At 60.1% G+C, this 17,376-nt stretch carries 15 protein-coding genes; 13 read left to right on the plus strand and 2 right to left on the minus strand.

What is annotated here, in order from left to right; translation table 11 throughout:
- Positions 1-11 precede the first annotated feature (11 nt).
- The 11 genes from rfbB to ACYG97_RS01725 all read left to right on the plus strand — a co-directional run bounded on the left by rfbB (position 12) and on the right by ACYG97_RS01725 (position 11,894).
- Positions 12-1,106: a dTDP-glucose 4,6-dehydratase gene (rfbB, locus tag ACYG97_RS01675; protein ID WP_023732076.1), complete on the plus strand. Its 1,095-nt coding sequence runs from the start codon at positions 12-14 to the stop codon at positions 1,104-1,106.
- Complete coding sequence (gene rfbD / locus ACYG97_RS01680; protein WP_023732075.1) at positions 1,103-2,032, plus strand: dTDP-4-dehydrorhamnose reductase; 930 nt, start codon at positions 1,103-1,105, stop codon at positions 2,030-2,032. Before rfbB ends, rfbD begins: the two co-directional genes overlap by 4 nt.
- A 124-nt stretch (positions 2,033-2,156) precedes the next feature.
- Positions 2,157-2,891 (plus strand): ABC transporter permease, encoded by a 735-nt coding sequence (locus tag ACYG97_RS01685; protein ID WP_245260730.1) that lies wholly within the window; start codon positions 2,157-2,159, stop codon positions 2,889-2,891.
- A 36-nt stretch (positions 2,892-2,927) separates the two neighbouring features.
- Entirely contained in the window at positions 2,928-3,653 is a 726-nt protein-coding gene (locus tag ACYG97_RS01690; RefSeq protein ID WP_023732073.1) for an ABC transporter ATP-binding protein, read from the plus strand.
- Complete coding sequence (locus tag ACYG97_RS01695) at positions 3,653-5,122, plus strand: rhamnosyltransferase WsaF family glycosyltransferase (RefSeq protein WP_023698140.1); 1,470 nt, start codon at positions 3,653-3,655, stop codon at positions 5,120-5,122. Before ACYG97_RS01690 ends, ACYG97_RS01695 begins: the two co-directional genes overlap by 1 nt.
- An 81-nt stretch (positions 5,123-5,203) precedes the next feature.
- On the plus strand, positions 5,204-5,869 hold the full coding sequence (locus tag ACYG97_RS01700) for a sulfotransferase (RefSeq protein ID WP_023732072.1): 666 nt from the start codon (positions 5,204-5,206) through the stop codon (positions 5,867-5,869).
- Positions 5,870-5,952: 83 nt separating this feature from the next.
- Positions 5,953-6,732, plus strand: coding sequence for a sulfotransferase family protein (locus ACYG97_RS01705; protein WP_198029664.1), 780 nt, complete (start codon positions 5,953-5,955; stop codon positions 6,730-6,732).
- Complete coding sequence (locus ACYG97_RS01710) at positions 6,732-8,099, plus strand: sulfatase (RefSeq protein ID WP_023687187.1); 1,368 nt, start codon at positions 6,732-6,734, stop codon at positions 8,097-8,099. The genes ACYG97_RS01705 and ACYG97_RS01710 overlap by 1 nt, the downstream gene beginning before the upstream one ends.
- A gap of 178 nt (positions 8,100-8,277) precedes the next feature.
- Positions 8,278-10,266 carry a nucleoside-diphosphate sugar epimerase/dehydratase gene (locus tag ACYG97_RS01715; protein WP_031197112.1) on the plus strand — a complete coding sequence of 663 codons (1,989 nt, stop codon included), beginning with the start codon at positions 8,278-8,280 and terminating at the stop codon, positions 10,264-10,266.
- A 138-nt stretch (positions 10,267-10,404) separates the two neighbouring features.
- Positions 10,405-11,337, plus strand: coding sequence for a glycosyltransferase family 2 protein (locus tag ACYG97_RS01720; protein WP_023732070.1), 933 nt, complete (start codon positions 10,405-10,407; stop codon positions 11,335-11,337).
- 17 nt (positions 11,338-11,354) lie between these two features.
- Complete coding sequence (locus ACYG97_RS01725; protein WP_023732069.1) at positions 11,355-11,894, plus strand: sugar transferase; 540 nt, start codon at positions 11,355-11,357, stop codon at positions 11,892-11,894.
- Here the strand turns inward: ACYG97_RS01725 and ACYG97_RS01730 are convergent.
- Positions 11,882-12,817 carry an NAD-dependent epimerase/dehydratase family protein gene (locus tag ACYG97_RS01730; protein WP_023670715.1) on the minus strand — a complete coding sequence of 312 codons (936 nt, stop codon included), beginning with the start codon at positions 12,815-12,817 and terminating at the stop codon, positions 11,882-11,884. The genes ACYG97_RS01725 and ACYG97_RS01730 overlap by 13 nt on opposite strands.
- Complete coding sequence (locus tag ACYG97_RS01735; RefSeq protein WP_031198404.1) at positions 12,814-14,106, minus strand: O-antigen ligase family protein; 1,293 nt, start codon at positions 14,104-14,106, stop codon at positions 12,814-12,816. Before ACYG97_RS01735 ends, ACYG97_RS01730 begins: the two co-directional genes overlap by 4 nt.
- A 414-nt stretch (positions 14,107-14,520) precedes the next feature.
- Here ACYG97_RS01735 and cysD point away from each other — a divergent pair, with 414 nt between their 5' ends.
- Both cysD and cysN read left to right on the plus strand, forming a co-directional pair.
- Positions 14,521-15,426 (plus strand): sulfate adenylyltransferase subunit CysD, encoded by a 906-nt coding sequence (cysD, locus tag ACYG97_RS01740; RefSeq protein WP_023670717.1) that lies wholly within the window; start codon positions 14,521-14,523, stop codon positions 15,424-15,426.
- 2 nt (positions 15,427-15,428) lie between these two features.
- Positions 15,429-17,366, plus strand: coding sequence for a sulfate adenylyltransferase subunit CysN (gene cysN / locus ACYG97_RS01745; protein WP_023684584.1), 1,938 nt, complete (start codon positions 15,429-15,431; stop codon positions 17,364-17,366).
- The last annotated feature ends 10 nt before the right edge of the window (positions 17,367-17,376 follow it).

Here is a 17,376-nt window from a genome sequence, read left to right on the forward strand (position 1 = left end):
AGGAGAGCGCCATGAATTTTCTGGTGACAGGCGGTGCCGGCTTCATCGGCTCGGCCGTGTGCCGGCATTTGTGCGCCAATCCGGCCTACCATGTGACCAATCTCGACAAGCTCACCTATGCCGGCAATCTGGCCTCGCTGCGCACCATCGAGAATGCACACAACTACAAATTTGCGCAGGCCGACATCTGTGACGAGCGGGCGGTTCTCGACATCCTCCACCGCGACGAGATCGACGTCGTCATGAACCTCGCCGCCGAAAGCCATGTCGACCGCTCGATCGACGGACCCGGCGCCTTCATCGAGACCAACATCGTCGGCACCTACCGGGTGCTGAATTCGGCGCTCGAATATTGGCGCGGCCTTGACGAGGACAGGAAGGCGCTCTTCCGCTTCCACCATGTCTCGACCGACGAGGTGTTCGGCGATCTGCCCTTCGATGGCGGCATGTTCGTGGAGGAGACGCCTTACGCGCCATCCTCGCCCTATTCCGCCTCCAAGGCCGCATCCGACCATCTGGTGCGGGCCTGGCACGAGACGTACGGCCTGCCGGTCGTGCTCTCCAACTGTTCGAACAATTACGGGCCTTATCACTTCCCCGAAAAGCTGATCCCGCTGGTCATCCTCAACGCGCTCGACGAAAAGCCGCTGCCGGTCTACGGCGCTGGCGCCAATGTGCGCGACTGGCTGTTCGTCGAGGATCACGCCCGTGCTCTGGAACTGGTCGCCACAAAGGGCCAGCCCGGCGAAAGTTACAATGTCGGCGGCAATTCCGAGCGTACCAACCTTGGCGTCGTCGAGACGATCTGCGGCCTGCTCGACATCAGGCGTCCGCGCAGCGGCGGCAGGAGCTACCGCGATTTGATCAGCTTCGTCACCGATCGTCCCGGCCACGACCGCCGCTATGCAATCGATGCCTCCAAGATCGGCCGGGATCTCGGTTGGGCGCCGGCGGAGAGTTTCGACAGCGGCCTTGCAAGGACCGTCGACTGGTTCCTCGACAACAAATGGTGGTGGGGACCGATCCGCGAGCAGCGCTACGCCGGCGAGCGGCTGGGGCAAGCCCGGTCGCGCGGCCAGGTTGAAGGCAGGAAGGGCGCGGCGTGAGGCTGGTTGTCACCGGACGCGACGGTCAGGTCGCTGCCAGCCTGCTGGAGGCCGGGCAGAGGCGCGATGGCATCGAGGTCGTCACCCTCGGCCGCCCAGTGCTCGATCTGGCGCGGCCCGATACGGTGTTCGACGCACTCGCGGCAGCGCGGCCGGATATCCTGGTGTCGGCTGCCGCCTACACCGCCGTCGACCAGGCCGAGGACGAGCCCGATCTTGCCTTCGCTGTGAACGCCGTCGGCGCCGGCAAGGTCGCCGAGGCGGCCGCGAAGCTCGGCGTGCCCGTAATCCATCTGTCGACCGACTACGTCTTCGATGGCACCAAGGACGGCGCCTATGTCGAGACCGACGCCACCGCACCGCTCGGCGTCTACGGCGCCTCCAAGCTTGCCGGCGAGCTGGCCGTGGCCGCCGTCAATCCGCGCCATCTGATCCTGCGCACCGCCTGGGTCTACAGCCCGTTCGGCAAGAATTTCGTGAAAACCATGCTGCGGCTGGCCGGCGACCGCGACGAGATCGCCGTGGTCGCCGACCAATGGGGAAATCCGACATCCGCACTTGATATTGCCGACGCGATCCTGCATGCGGCGGCGGTGTTGCGCGGCGACGACAGCTTCGACGGCTATGGGATCTACCATCTCGCCGGAGCCGGAGACGTCAACTGGAGCGGCTTTGCACGCCACATTCTGGAGGCAAGCCTGTCACATGGCGGGCCGTATGCTGCGGTACAGGATATTACGGCGCGCGACTACCCGACCAAAGCGCGTCGCCCGGCTAATTCGCGTCTTTCGACGCAAAAATTCACAGCCGCATTCGGATCGGAGGCACAGGGGTGGCAGCAATCGACGGGGCTTGTGGTGCGCCGCATCTTGCAAGCCCAGCCGGCAGCATGGAAAGACGTAGCGATTGTGTCTGTTAAGCGATGAAACAGCTTGTCGCTATCTTTATGTCGGCCGAGTCGCCATATCGCGGCGCCTTCATGCCTGTCGCGGAAATTACCAAGCCTGAGCAAGTTACACTGAAGGAAGTATCATAATGTCGGGTGTATCAATGGTTTGGCTTCGGCTCGCGCAGTTTGACATACGGCTTCGTTACCGGAATTCGACTTTCGGGCCTTTCTGGATTACGCTGAACACGGCAATATTTGCCCTTTCAGTTGGGCTTCTATATGCTGTGTTGTTTAAGCAGCCAATAAGGGAGTTCATACATCACTTGGCTACGAGTGTAGTCTTGTGGCAATTTCTGTCTGGAGCAATAATTGAAGGTTCGGAAACTTTAATTGGATCTCACGATCTTCTTCTAAATACGAAGATCTCGCCGGCCTCATGCATATTTCGTTGTGTCTCTAAGAACATAATAATATTGATGCACAATGTGCTAATTATATTTATAACTCTAATTATTGCGTATCCGAACTCCGGCTTGAACATACCAATGTTCATCGTCGGAACCGCGCTGTTGGCTGCCCATGCCGCCTGGATATCGACAATCGTAGCGATTGTTTCTGTGCGATACAGAGACGTTCCGCTGATCACCGCTGCCGTTATGCAGCTTCTGTTCATGCTTTCGCCGATTATCTGGACGGCAAAGGTTCTCCCTACCAGCTCTCCGTTCCTGGTCTACAATCCTGTCGCCTACATCATCGATGCAGCGCGAACTCCACTGATGAGCGACGGCACCGACTACATGAGCGTGCTCGTGTCCGCCATTATTGCCGGCGCGGGGAGCATCGCCGCCTATATTCTCTATCGAAGGACGGAGCACCGAATTCCGTACTGGCTTTGAATTCTGACGCCGTCACACAATTGTATTGGAAGCCCCATGTCACCGCCATCCATTCATCTGAGCGACGTCACCGTCCGAATTCCGGTCTGGTCCGCTCCGGCAAATCGTTCTCTCAAGCAAGCCGCGCTCCGTTTCACCACGGGCGGGCGTTTGCTGGCCGGTGACTCCGGCCGTTTCGAAGTCGCGGCTCTCGATGGCGTGTCGCTCGATCTTAAACCCGGCACCCGGCTGGGGCTGAGCGGGCACAACGGTGCTGGCAAGACGACACTGTTGCGCGTCTTGGCAGGCATTCTCAAACCCACCAGCGGGACAGCTGTGATCAACGGGGACTCGGCCGTTCTGATAGCGCCCTCCATGGGTTTATCTCCCGAACTCACGGGCCGAGAGTTCATCCGGCTTCAGAGCCTCATGACCGGTATCGCCCCCCGTGAAATCGAGCGCCAGACCGAATCGATTATCGAGTTCTCGGAACTGGGCGATTTCATAAATTTGCCGGTACGCACCTACTCGTCCGGCATGCAGACACGGCTGTCGTTTTCGGTTGTCACCGCATATCCGACCGATATTGTGCTTCTTGACGAAGGGCTGGGCACGGGCGACGCGTCATTTCAAAAGAAGGCCAGAGAGAGAATGGAGCATTGGCTCAACAATGCCGCCATCGTCGTGCTGGCATCGCATTCCGATGCCCTGATCCGGTCAATGTGCAGTTCCGCGGTGTTTCTCGAGAAAGGTCGCGTCGTGAGAGAGGAGACCTTTGGCTAATGCGTCGTCAGCTGACTGCAACGCTCGCCGGCGCCGGCGCCCGAATCTTCGGGCACCAGGATTTGAAACAATCCTACCATAAGGTCTTCGACCCCGACGTTCCCCTGCAAAGCTATAGGGGCAGGCTTGCCTATTGGTGCATGTCGGCGGCGCACCGCCTTGGCTTCCTCTCCGACCTGCAACTGTCCTACCTGTCGCAGCTGCCGCTCGTCCCGGCGGTCGCTCCGCCAAACCATGTCTATGATCACGAGTTCTTGAACCTGCGGCTGAATCGAATCTACGACATGCCGGACGTCGAGATAGATGAGCGCCGGCCGCAGACGATCAATGTCCTGGTTCCTGCTTTCGACTTCAAATCGATCTCGGCCGGGTTCTTCGGCGTCTTCCAGATGGCGCTGTTCTTGCGCAAGACGGGTATCAATGTTCGCCTCGTCCTATTTGATAATTTCTATTTCAATATCGCCGACTTCAGAGAAAAGGTTCTGAAATACCCCGGTATGGAGGGTGTCTTCGACGAACTCGAAGTCGAGTATATCGGCGAGAGGCGGAAACCGCTTGCTATATCGCGCTTCGACTATGCCGTGGCGACCGTTTGGTATTCAGCCTATTTTGCAGAGAAGATTACAGCGCGCACAGAGAGCAAGAAGTTTATATACCTTATACAGGACTATGAGGCTGTATTTTATCCAGCAAATAGTCTATATGCCGTTGCAGATCGTACATACGCGATGGACTACGACGCGATATTTTCAAGCGAAAGCCTTATGCAGTTCTTCATTTCGAATGATGTCGGCGGCATAAGGTCTCGCGGCATGTCGCATACGTTTTTCAACAACGCCTGCTCGTCCAATCTCCTGCCCAAGGACATGTTCATCCAACGCAATCTTGCAAAGAAAAAGAAGACGATCGTCTTCTATTCCCGGCCGGTGGTGGATCGGAATATGTTCGAACTTACAGCGTTAGCTCTTACGACGGCCTTCAGGCGGGGCATTTTCGACCCCGAGGAATGGGATTGCGTGGGCATGGGCTTGGGAGAAGGTGTTGTCGAGCTGCAGCCCGGGGTTCGATCGGTTTCGTTGCCAAGGATGGACCTCAGCAAATACATCGAGGAGGTCTCGGGTTTTGATATCTGTCTCACGCTGATGGCTTCTCCGCATCCGAGCATGATCCCGATGGATCTGGCCGGATCCGGCTGTGTCGTTGTGACAAATACCTTCAAGACAAAAACTGATGATTATTTGAAGGGCCTCAGCGGAAATATCATCCCGGCTGCTTCGGAATTGAATGAAATCGTTTCAGCTTTGGAGCTGGCAAAGTCGAGGAGCGGGGACCTGGAGCAGAGGTACAGATTTGCCAAGGCAATGAAGTATCCGCGGGATTGGGACCAGTCGCTCACTGCCAAACATCTGAATTTCTTCAAGCGTCGCCTGCAGGTTCGCGCGGAAAAAGCAGCAACCGGAAAACAATAACCGTCATGAATTTTTTCGATTGCCGGCGTCGCGGTCGGGCGACTGCGAACATTGGGACACTAGGAGCGTAAGACGGTGGCGATGGCTACATCACACAAGGCGGTCAGACTCGCGTTGCCGCTGGGGCCACGAACCCTGATAGTGGTCGGATGTGGCCGGGGCGGCACAAGCCTCGTCGCCGGTGCGGCCATAATCCTGGGTGTGCCCATGGGATCGTCACCCGCTTCTATCATCCATGAGGATATGGAGCTCGTTTATGCGGCCCAGGGTCGGGACATCGATGGCCGCCTGATCGATGGTTCGGCAGATAATGGCTTGAAGAAGCTGGAAGAGATCATCGAGGCGAGAAATGATGCCAATGATCTATGGGGTTGGAAAGATCCGTCTGCCGATCTTTACCTCGGGGCGATAGCGGAGGTCGTGAGGAACCCGTTCATCGTGTTCGTCAACCGCGACATGGCTGCGGTCGCCCAGTCCGAAGTCAAGCAGATGCAGTCCTCGATCGAGCAAGCCTATGACCTGGCGCTGATCAGGTACAGCAGATATTGGGAATTGCTGCAGCGATTGCAGTGGCCGACGCTCCTTGTCAGCTATGAGCGTTCGCTGTTGAACCCGGAGTCACTGTTGTGCGAGATCGCAGATTTTATTGGACTTGAGGCCCCCAGCGAAAGACAGCGCGGTTTCATCAAGCAGTTCGCTTCCGGGCGGGATTATCAGCAACTGGACTTGGCAAACGCCGCTGTCTAGGCTTGATGGCTTGCCGGGCACTTTCGTCGGGGGGCGAGAGACAGTGGTGACAAGGACGTAACCTTGGCATGGGGACGCATGCATTGGACCAGCCTGTGTTGGGTTTCATCGTTGGTGGGGTGCAGAAGTCCGGCACGACCAGCCTGTTCGGCTATCTCAGGCAACACCCACAGCTGGCGACGCCGTCCGTCAAGGAGATGCATTTCTTTGACGACGAGACGCAGAACTGGACGGAGCCGGACTATCGCAAGTTGGGAAGCTTTTTTTCCGACGATGCTGGGAGAGGCATCGGATTTGACGTGACCCCGATCTATCTCTTCTGGCCGCCATCGCTGGAACGGATAAAGCGATACAATCCCGCAATGAAGCTTGTCTTCATCTTTCGCGATCCGATCGAGCGAGCCTGGTCGCAATGGCGTATGGAGACCGGTAACCGGTCGGAGTATCTGCCTTTTCACCTGGCGATCCGGCAAGGCCGCTGGCGACTAAAGGGGTTGGATCAGACCGATCCGGCATGGCGTGTGTATAGCTATGTCGAACGGGGCTTTTACGCACGCCAACTACGCCTGCTATTTGCCTTGTTCCCAAGGGAGAACGTTCTGCTCCTGCGTTCACTGGATTTGTTGAGGGATCACCAACCTACGCTGGATGCCGTTGCCGGGTTCCTTTCCATCCAACCGTTTCTCCCCCTTGCTCCGCGAACAGATCAGCTTGGGAGACGATGTGAGAACGAGCTTCGACCTGAGGACGTAACCTATTTGCGCGAGATTTTTTACGATGACACCGTCGAATTCTCCCGACTTTCGGGGCTGTCGGTTTCCGACTGGCCGACTATTGATTCGGGCCTGGCGGTAGAAGGCTGATGGAGCGACCCAACATCCTCTTCATCGTGGCTGACGACCTCAATTCCTGGATTGCGCCGTTGGGCCGCCATCCGGACGTCAAGACGCCTGCAATCGACCGACTCGCATCGCGTGGAACGACGTTTCTGCGCGCCTACTGCACGGCGCCCTATTGCAATGCCAGCCGGATGTCCGTGTTTACCGGATGCCTGCCGACGACAACGGGTGTCTATCAGAACGAGCCATTCTGGGAGGCGCCGCTGCGCAGGGTCACACTGCTCGAGCGCCTGCGCGAGGCCGGGTATTTCTGCATGGGTGCGGGGAAAGTGTTCCATGGCAGTTTCGACTACGCCGATGCAGGGCGCAACAGGACGCCGTCGGCAAGATGGAGCGACATCGAGAACCGCCCAGCCTTGTGGGACGAATTCCATACGACCGCCGCCGAGCCGATGCCGTTGCATCGGCCGCTCAACCGCATGTTTGATTTTGATGATTTCCCGAACGTAGCGTCGATGAATCATCACTTCGATTGGGGCGCCATCGAATCCGCTCGCGAGCCGGAGATGCCCGATTTCAAGACCGCGGACGCGGTTTGCGCCTTCCTGCAAAAACCGCACGAGCAGCCGTTCTTTTGCGCGACGGGTTTCTACAAGCCGCATTTGCCCTGGTACGTACCGCAACGATTCCTTGATCTTTATCCTCTCGACAAGGTCAGCCTGCCCTTTGTCAAGAATGACGACCTTGACGACGTTCCCGCCATCGCAAAGGCTTGGGCTCTGTCGCCGCCTGACCACGAAACCGTCCTGAAACACGGGCAATGGCGCAACGCCGTCCAAGGCTATCTCGGGGCCATTTCCTACTGCGACAGTCAGATTGGACGTGTGCTTGACGCCCTGGATGCTTCGCCCGCCGCCGACAATACGATCGTGGTCCTTTGGGGAGACAACGGGTTCCACCTGGGCGAAAAGCTGCACTGGCGGAAATTCGTGCTGTGGGAGGAAGCAACGCGAGTGCCCTTCATTCTGGTGCCGCCACGAGGTATGGCGACATCGGCTCGCGTCGACCAGCCGGTCAGTCTGGTCGACTTGTTTCCTACGCTTCTTGATCTTTGCGGGTTCGAGCCGCCAGCGGACATAGACGGCCGTTCACTCATGCCTTTGGCGCGGGGCGGCAAAATGGAAGACCATTGTGCGATCATGACATGGTTGCGCGGCAATCATTCTGTGCGGTCAAGCCGCTGGCGCTACACGCGCTACTCCGACTTGTCGGAAGAACTCTATGATTTGAGCGCCGACCCTTATGAGTGGAACAATCTGGCCGGCGACGCCCGCTTTGAGCAAATGCGCATGGATCTCGGTGCGCGCCTCCCGCCCGATCGCCTGGATTGAAGGCCAGCCAAGGGAATTTCCAAAAAAATATCTGGCGATCACTACAACTCCACGCTATGCGATACAAAGCGGCGGGGCTGGGGATTGGCACTCTAAACAGGTGATCGGTGACGGGTTTCCGTCGCTCTTGCACCACGTTAGTGTCCATGTCCTTGCGCCTGGAGTTCAGTACTACCCAATGACATCCTATGTAGAGGTCGTGTCCGGACTTCGGCCGAAGATGCGGCGCGCCATTATAATGATCCAGGATCTGGTCATGGTCCTGGTCGCGGTGGCGCTGAGTCTGGGGCTTTCTCAGTCGAGACTTTCATTCGACGCGCTCTCCACGGCCGGCCTGGCGTGCTGGGCAAGTATTGTTTTTCTCAGCCATATGCTGTTTCGCTATTGCGGCCTCTACAACACCGTGTGGCGTTTCGCCTCCACGCCGGACTTCTTCAACATCCTGAAGAGCTGCGCCATCCTGACCGTCACGCTCTATGTCGTCTCGCTGGCGGTTCGATCGTTTCAGCCGGTGACCGGCCTCAACGAGCGCCAGTTCATCGTCTTTTTCCTCGTCTCCTTCACCATCATATCGGCGCCTCGGCTCTATTACCGGTTCCTGCGCGACGGGGCGAGCTGGCGAATCCTAAGCCGCAACGCAAACAATGCGGCGATCAAACAAGCGCTGTTCGTCGGCAGGCTTGGCGAAGCAGACGTCATCATCCGCTTCACACGCACGGCCGAGCCGGCCGAATATTCCATCGCCGGCATCATGGCCATCGAGAACGGCGCGCCGTTGGGCACGCAGATCCAGGGCGTTCCGGTGGTAGCCGTGCGGCCCCGCCTGGTCGAGGTCCTCGAAGAATATGCAAGAGGCACCAAAAGCCTCGACATGCTGATTTTCGGCAATGGCACCGAACGCGAGATCGAGGAATATTCGGAACTGGTCCGTGTCGCCCGTCACAGCGGTATCGCCGTCGTCCAATTCTCCGGCGTTTCGGAGCTCGGCCAAGGCGGAAAGCTGGTACTCGACGCTGTCGAGATGGAAACCATCCTGCGCCGCCCCACAGTTGCTTCCGATATTGAGCGGATCGGCGGCTTTATCGGTGGCAAGCGCGTCCTGGTCACCGGCGGCGCCGGCTCAATCGGTCGCATCCTGGTCAAGCGGTCGCTGGAACTTGGCGCCGAGGCGGTTCTGGTCGCCGATATCTCGGAGTTCGGTATTTTCCAGCTCGACCAGCAGGTTGACGAAAAGGACCATGTCCGGCTCAAGAGCCGCATCGTCGATGTCACAGACCGGCGCCAGATCACCCGCGTCGTCAGCGATTTCAAGCCCGACATCATCTTCCATGCCGCCGCGCTCAAACATGTGCCGCTGCTCGAGGAAAATTGGGAATCGGCGATCCAGACCAACATTTTGGGCACCCTCGTCTGCGCCGAGGTTGCCGCCAAATGCGGGGTGCCGCAGTTCCTGCTGATTTCCAGCGATAAGGCGGTCGATCCGACCTCGGTGCTCGGTATGACGAAACGCGCCGCCGAGCAGATCGTCTCTTCGCTGCACGAAACGCACGCCACCGGGGCCAGCGGCCGTCGCTCCGGCACCAAGTTCATCGCCGTGCGGTTCGGCAATGTCTTCGGCTCCAATGGCTCGGTCGCCACCATCTTCCAGGCGCAGATCGAGGCCGGCGGTCCGGTCACCATCACCGATCGCCGCATGACCCGCTACTTCATGACGGTGGCCGAAGCCGTCGACCTCGTCATCATGTCGGCGGCCGACGCCGAGCGGCGCCAGGGCAAGGACGACTACGCCATCTACATGCTCGACATGGGCAAGCCGGTGCCGATCCTCGAAGTCGCTGAAACCATGATCCGCATGGCCGGCAAAAGCCCCTACACCGACATTCCGATCCGTTTCACCGGGATCAGGCCGGGCGAGAAGCTTCACGAAGTGCTGCATGGCGGCAATGAGGAGATCGTCGCGCTGGATATCCCCAAGATCTTCGGCCTCAGGACCGATGTCGTGGGATGGCCCAAGGTCCAGGCGGCGCTGACATTGCTGCAGGCGGCCATGCGCGATCAGGACAAGGCCTCGGCGCTCGCCGTCATGGCCGGCCTCTATCAGGCGGAAGAGCCTCCAAGTGAGGCACGCCGGGAAACCGTTGCGAAAACAGTCGGGCAAGCTGGTTAGAGCAATTCCAAGAAAAGTGTGGAGCGGTTTTCCGTCCGGGATTGCGTCAAAACAAAGAGCCTGTCCTGATCGACCGGGATTGGCTATTGAAACCGATCCGATGGCCGTTCCCAGGCGTTTGCAGATGATTTTGAACCAGTGAGCAGACAAGATCAGCGCGTGGCCGTGCTGCTGGGCACGAAAGATGGCGCGGCTTTCCTTGACGAGCAGCTCGCGTCGCTGGCTGCGCAATCGCATCCTGTTGTCGACCTCTGGGTTTCCGACGACGGTTCGACAGACGGCACTTCGGCCATTATCGGCGCCTGGCAGAGCCGCTGGTCCAAGGGCCGGTTGACCCTGTCGAATGGTCCTCGCCAAGGCTTTGCCGCCAATTTCCGCGCGATGATCATCGATCCGCGCATCGAGGCCGACTACTACGCCTTCTGCGACCAGGACGACATCTGGGAGCCGGACAGGCTGGAGAGCGCCATTGCCTGGATGCAAGGGCACGACGCCGGAACGCCGCTGCTGTTTTGCTCCAGAACCGCGACCATGTCCGAAACCGGAGCAGCGCAAGGGTATTCGCCGCTGTTCCAGCATCCACCCGCATTTCGCAATGCGCTTGTGCAAAGCATTGCCGGCGGCAACACGATGATGATCAACCGCGCCGCGCGAAAGTTGCTGGCAAAGGCATCGGCAAGGACCGAGTTCGTCAGCCATGACTGGTGGACCTATCTGATCGTCACGGCTGCCGGCGGCATTGTCCGCTATGACCCGCGACCGCTGGTGCGCTACCGCCAGCATGAGGCAAACCTGGTCGGCGCCAACGTGTCGTGGAAGGCGAGGCTGTCGCGGCTGGGGCGCCTCTTCAGGGGCGAGTTCGCCGTCTGGACCGATCACAATCTGAGCGGCCTGGCCGTCAATCGCGACATCCTCACGAGGGATGCCGCCGCCTGTCTCGGCCTGTTCATCAGGGCGCGAAAGGGCGGTATCTTGCGACGCCTGCGCCTTCTCAGGAAAAGCGGCGTCTACCGGCAGACGCTGGCTGGGACGCTTGGGCTCTATGTGGCCTTCATCTGGCGGCGGATCTAGAGCATGCTGAGATGGCCATGAGGGAACCCAAGCGAGCTTTCGATCTCGTCGCGGCGGCGGTTCTGTTGCCGCTGACCTCGCCCGTCACCCTGCTTGCCATACTGGCAATCAGGCTGTCGTCGCCCGGACCGGCACTCCTCTCCCAAACTCGCGTCGGCCAGCACGGGGTGCTGTTTCGCTGCCACAAGTTGAGGACGATGGTTGTGGGAACGCCATCTCTGCCCTCGCATCAGGCGCCGGCAAACTCCGTCACCGCCGCCGGTAAGGTGCTGCGAAAATTCAAGATCGACGAGCTGCCGCAGCTCTGGAACGTGCTGAAGGGCGAGATGAGCCTGGTCGGGCCGCGTCCATGCCTGCCCACGCAAACCGAGTTGGTCGACCGCCGCAGGCAATTGGGTGTGCTTGCCGCACTTCCAGGCATTACCGGGCTTGCGCAGATGAGAGGCATCGACATGTCGGATCCGAAACTCTGCGCCGAAACCGATGCCGAATATCTCAGGGGAGCCTCGATCGGACTCGACGTCAAAATCCTGCTTGGCACAATCTACCGGACCTGACGGGCCTGTCGTGCAAGTTCCTCAATCCGGCCGAGCGTGTCGGTTTCCGGCATCCAGCCTTCCGAGATCAGCAGTGACGGGTCGCAAATCTGTGTCGCCATGGAAGCGTCGTACGCTGCTTTTCTGCCAAGCAGTGTGGCGAACAGCCTGAATGGCCAGGCCGGCACAGGAACGAGCCGGGTCGGAACGTCGTATCCGTGCCTGAATGCAGTCAAGATTTCGAACATCGCAACGGGGGAAGCATCGCCCAGGACATAGGTCGGGCGCGGTGGCGTGGGACGAGTCAAAAGATGCGCCACGGCGCCAGCCACCGCGTCGCGCGATATCAGCGAACGAACTGCGGTGAAAGCGCCTAAGGGCAATGGTAAGGCAATGGCGGCAGCCCGCATCATTCCACGCAGGTTTCCCTTCATGCCTTCGCCATAGACCGGCGGCAGGCGCAGCGCCGTGGCATCGGAGGGCCTGGACGCATAGGCTTCCAGTGTCTTGATCTCGCCTTCGCGTTTCGAGCGCCCGTAGGCGCATTGCGGGGCAGGGAGCGTCGCCTCGCTGATCGTTCCGCTGAAACCGGGACCGGCTACTGCCCGGATCGACGACAGATAGATGAAGCGCCCGCTTGTCCGCGAGGCGGCCGCGCGCGCCAGCTGCGCGGTCAGTGTCGCGTTGGCTGCCATGAAGTCGGCTTCGCTCGCCTTGCGGTCATTGTTGAGCGCCGCACAGTGGACGACATGGGTGATATCTCGCATCAGCGCCTGGTATGCCTGAGCCGGTGCGTCGAAGTCCGGCAACAAAACCGCATCGCTCACGGGATCGAGCCGTTCCGGGTGGCGCGATGCCATGCGCACCCCGAACCCGGCTTCGCGCAGCTGGTTGACGACCTGCCTGCCGATGAAACCCGTCGCGCCTGTGACCAGCACTTTCACGGCCGGCTTGCCTGGGGCGCCGGGGCCGGTGCCTGTTGTTCCGGCAGCATTTGTTGCCGGCCCGATGCAAGATATGTCCCGGACACCAGGAACACCATCAGTGTGGCATCGAGGATGTCGTGGCCGACCAGAATGCCGGTCAGGCCGCCGATGAGGTAGGTGATCGCAGTGACGACAATCATCGTGGCGCCGAACCGCTCGATCGCGTCCGTGCTGGTGCGCAGCACGATGGCCGCGTTTCTCGCGGCAACGAAGAACACAGCCGCGAGCGTTACGGCTCCAAGCAGCCCGGCCTCCACCAATGCAGTCAGGAAGCCATTGTGAAAATGGCTGAAGCCCGTGGACGGCATGTGGAACTGATTGTGGAATCCATCCTTTATCAGCTCACGGCTTGCAGCAATGCCGTGACCGAAAATCGGCATGTCGTGGAAGGCGCTCAGCCCAATCTGCCAAAGTGCTGCGCGCAAGCCGAGCGCGGTCGTGTGGTCGCCCTTCGTGGCGAGCGCATCCCAGTCGCTGAACAGGAAGGCCGCGCGCTCGGAAATGATGGGGAGACCAATGACCGCGATGACGATGCCGATCGCGCCCGCAATCAGCAAAAGCCGAATGGCGTTTCTGTTGTTGAGCTTGCGACGGTTGATCAGCAGGACCGCGATGCCGGCCACCAGCATCGCCAGCCAGATGATCCGCGACCCCGAATAGACAATGTCGACCGCGCCAGCCAGTGTCGCGCAGGCCAGCAACGCCCTGTTCTTTTCGACACCCGATAAGGCGCCTGCCAGGCACATCATCATGCTGAGGCAGGCGACGGTCGCGAACACGATCGGATTGCCGGCGCCGCCTTCGGCCCGTATGCCCAGCCCGTGATATTGCACGACCGCCAGCAGCAGGGCGCCAAAACAGGCGGCGGCGCTCGCCAGCACGACGATGCGCGTCAGCGTGGTTTTCTCGGTAATGCTCCAGGTCGCGTATGAGACAGGGAAAAACAGGAAGGTGATCAGCCCTGCCAGATGCGGCGCATCCCTGGCGATCGAATTGTTGACGATGGAGGCGAGCACGCTGGCTGCGCAATAGGCATAGATGGCCACCGTCATCGCGGTCATCGGCCGGTCGATGTTGAAACGCCGTCTTTTCAGCGCAAGCAGAAGCACCGACCACAGGCCGCCGCCATTGAACAAAAAGCTGACCGCCGATCCCAGTACCGGCGGGAAAAAGAAGCACAAAATGGAGAAGGTGACGTTGATCCGTGACGGCGAAACGTGCTGCTTGATGGCGGAGATCGGGGTCAATGCTCTGGTTCACAATGCGCTGGGTCGCGTGGCGACGGACAATGTTTGGCGGCGGCATTTGCGGCATGCCGCCCGGCGCAGGTTCAGGAGCCGGTATAGCGGCTGGGTGCGGTTTTCGAAAGTGCGACGAGGTCCGGCCGGCGTTTCTTTCGGTCCAGGCAAGATTTTTCCCGGCCTTTGAATGCTATCGCTCCGTCGGGCAGGAATTTTCGGATTCTAGGCTTTTCATGGAAAATTCGTTGCCGATCGGTGTGGCCGCCGGCCTTTCCAGCGTTGTTATATCAGGTGGCGATCTGCTAGAACGCCGGCACGAACCGATAGTGTCCAGCAGTGAAGCTTGAACCGGGCGGCTGAAAAGGACGCCCGATCCATCTGATGCAAGGTCTGGATTGCACGAGAGAACGCTCACAGTCCATGAACATCGCGCTTACGCACCTGCAGCGGCTCGAGGCCGAGTCCATCCACATCTTCCGTGAGGTTGCCGCCTCCTTCTCCAAGCCGGTGATGCTCTATTCCGTCGGCAAGGATTCCTCCGTGCTGATGCATCTGGCGATGAAGGCCTTCTATCCGGCCAAGCCGCCTTTCCCCTTCCTGCATGTCGACACCACCTGGAAGTTCCGCGAGATGATCGCCTTTCGCGACCAGATGGCGCAGAAGCTCGGCTTCGACCTGCTGGTCCACGTCAATGAAGACGGCGTGCGCGACGGTATCAACCCCTTTGACCATGGCTCGAACACCCACACCCATGTCATGAAGACGGTGGCGTTGCGCCAGGCGCTCGACAAATACGGCTTTGACGCTGCCTTCGGCGGGGCTCGGCGCGACGAGGAGAAGTCGCGCGCCAAGGAGCGCATCTTTTCCTTCCGCAACGCCCAGCATGTCTGGGACCCGAAGAACCAGCGGCCGGAGATGTGGAAGATCTTCAACACCCGCATCGCGCCGGGCGAATCGATCCGCGTGTTTCCGCTGTCGAACTGGACCGAGCTCGATATCTGGCAGTACATTCTGCAGGAAAACATCCCGATCGTGCCGCTCTATTTCGCCAAGGAGCGGCCGGTGGTCGAACGCGACGGCATGCTGATCATGAAGGATGACGATCGCATGCAATTGCGCCCCGGTGAGACGATGGAGAACCGTCTGGTGCGTTTCCGCACGCTCGGCTGTTATCCGCTGACCGGCGCCATCGAATCCGACGCGGACACGCTCGAAGCCATCGTCGGCGAGATGCTGACGGCGCGCACCTCCGAGCGCCAGGGCCGCCTCATCGACCGCGATGAAGCCGGCTCGATGGAAAAGAAGAAGCGCGAGGGATATTTCTGAGCATGCGCCATATCCTGGCCAAGAGCCTCGCTCCCACCGACGGCGTGCGCGAATACATGGCGGCGCAGGAGAAGAAGTCGCTGCTGCGCTTCCTCACCTGCGGCTCGGTCGACGACGGCAAGTCGACGCTGATCGGCCGTCTTCTGTCCGACACAAAGCAGATCTTCGAGGACCAGCTCGCCGCACTCGAGCGCGATTCCCGCAAGCACGGCACCACTGGCGACGACATCGACTTCGCGCTTCTGGTCGACGGCCTCGAGGCCGAGCGCGAGCAAGGCATCACCATCGACGTCGCCTACCGCTTCTTCGCCACGCCCAAGCGCAAGTTCATCGTCGCCGACACGCCCGGCCATGAACAGTACACCCGCAACATGGCGACCGGCGCATCGACTGCCGATCTCGCCATCGTGCTGATCGATGCGCGCCAGGCTGTGCTGCGCCAGACCCGGCGCCACTCGATCATCGCTTCGCTGCTCGGCATCCGCCATATCGTGCTTGCCGTCAACAAGATCGACCTCGTCGATTTCGACCAGGCGGTGTTCGACCGTATCGTCGAGGACTACCGGCAGTTCTCGCACGAGCTCGGCTTCCAGACGATCGTGCCGATCCCGATGTCGGCCCGCTATGGCGACAATGTCACCAGCCGCTCCGGAAAGACGGCGTGGTATTCCGGCCCGTCGCTGATCGAGCATCTCGAAACCATATCGGTCGACGAGGCCGCGGTCGAACTGCCGTTCCGGTTTCCGGTGCAGTATGTCAACCGGCCCAATCTCGACTTCCGCGGCTTTGCCGGCACCATCGCGTCCGGCTCCGTCGCGCAGGGCGACGAGGTGGTGGTCGCCAAATCCGGCAAGGCCTCGCGGGTCAAGCGCATCGTCGCGCAAGGCGGCGATCTTGCCCAGGCGGTGGCCGGCCAGGCCATCACCCTTGTGCTCGATGACGAGGTCGAGGTCTCCAGAGGCAACATGCTGGTGTCGCCGGCGGCACGGCCGCAGGTCGCCGACCAGTTCGCCGCCAACATCGTCTGGTTCGACGAGGCAGCGCTGCTGCCGGGACGCTCCTATATACTGCGCACCGAGACCGACCAGACCAGCGCCACCGTCACCGACCTGAAATACCGCGTCAACGTCAACGACTTCGCTCGCGAGGCGGCGAAGTCGCTCGAGATGAACGAAGTCGGCATCTGCAACATCTCGACCCGGGCGCCGATCGCCTTCGACACCTTCGCCGACAACCGCGATACCGGCGCCTTCATCCTGATCGACCGCATCACCAATGCCACGGTCGGCGCCGGCATGATCCTGCATACCTTGCGCCGCGCCGAAAACATCCACTGGCAGTCGCTCGATGTCGGCAAGCGTGGCCGTTCCGACTTGAAGAGCCAGCGTCCCGCCGTGTTCTGGTTCACCGGCCTTTCCGGTTCGGGCAAGTCGACCATCGCCAACCTGCTCGAGAAGAAGCTGTTCGCTTCCGGGCGCCACACCTACATTCTCGACGGCGACAATGTCCGCCACGGCCTCAACCGCGATCTCGGCTTCACCGACGCCGATCGGGTCGAAAACATCCGCCGTGTCGCCGAAGTGGCAAAGCTGATGGCCGATGCCGGGCTGATCGTCATCGTCTCCTTCATTTCCCCCTTCAGCGCCGAGCGGCGCATGGCCAGGGAGTTGATGGCCGACGGCGAGTTCGTCGAAGTGTTCGTCGATACGCCGTTCGAGGAATGCGCCCGACGCGACCCGAAAGGCCTTTACGCACGGGCGCTGAATGGCGAGATCAAGAACTTCACCGGCGTCGATTCCCCGTATGAAGCTCCCGAAAATCCCGAAATCCATCTCAAGACACTCGGCAAGACGGCCGAGGAGATGGTAGAGGCTCTGGAACACTGGCTGAATGAGCGCGACATTGCCGAAGACCAATATGACAGCGGCGGCGGCATCTGACGACGAAGTG

The sequence above is a fragment of the Mesorhizobium sp. W067 genome, assembly GCF_054719525.1.

What these genes read in the sequence shown, in the direction of transcription:
- rfbB (WP_023732076.1), top strand. Translation starts at nt 12, where the DNA reads ATGAATTTTCTGGTGACAGGCGGTGCCGGCTTCATCGGCTCGGCCGTG.
- ACYG97_RS01685 (WP_245260730.1), top strand. Translation starts at nt 2,157, where the DNA reads ATGGTTTGGCTTCGGCTCGCGCAGTTTGACATACGGCTTCGTTACCGG.
- ACYG97_RS01690 (WP_023732073.1), top strand. Translation starts at nt 2,928, where the DNA reads ATGTCACCGCCATCCATTCATCTGAGCGACGTCACCGTCCGAATTCCG.
- ACYG97_RS01695 (WP_023698140.1), top strand. Translation starts at nt 3,653, where the DNA reads ATGCGTCGTCAGCTGACTGCAACGCTCGCCGGCGCCGGCGCCCGAATC.
- ACYG97_RS01700 (WP_023732072.1), top strand. Translation starts at nt 5,204, where the DNA reads ATGGCTACATCACACAAGGCGGTCAGACTCGCGTTGCCGCTGGGGCCA.
- ACYG97_RS01710 (WP_023687187.1), top strand. Translation starts at nt 6,732, where the DNA reads ATGGAGCGACCCAACATCCTCTTCATCGTGGCTGACGACCTCAATTCC.
- ACYG97_RS01715 (WP_031197112.1), top strand. Translation starts at nt 8,278, where the DNA reads ATGACATCCTATGTAGAGGTCGTGTCCGGACTTCGGCCGAAGATGCGG.
- ACYG97_RS01725 (WP_023732069.1), top strand. Translation starts at nt 11,355, where the DNA reads ATGAGGGAACCCAAGCGAGCTTTCGATCTCGTCGCGGCGGCGGTTCTG.
- cysD (WP_023670717.1), top strand. Translation starts at nt 14,521, where the DNA reads ATGAACATCGCGCTTACGCACCTGCAGCGGCTCGAGGCCGAGTCCATC.
- cysN (WP_023684584.1), top strand. Translation starts at nt 15,429, where the DNA reads ATGCGCCATATCCTGGCCAAGAGCCTCGCTCCCACCGACGGCGTGCGC.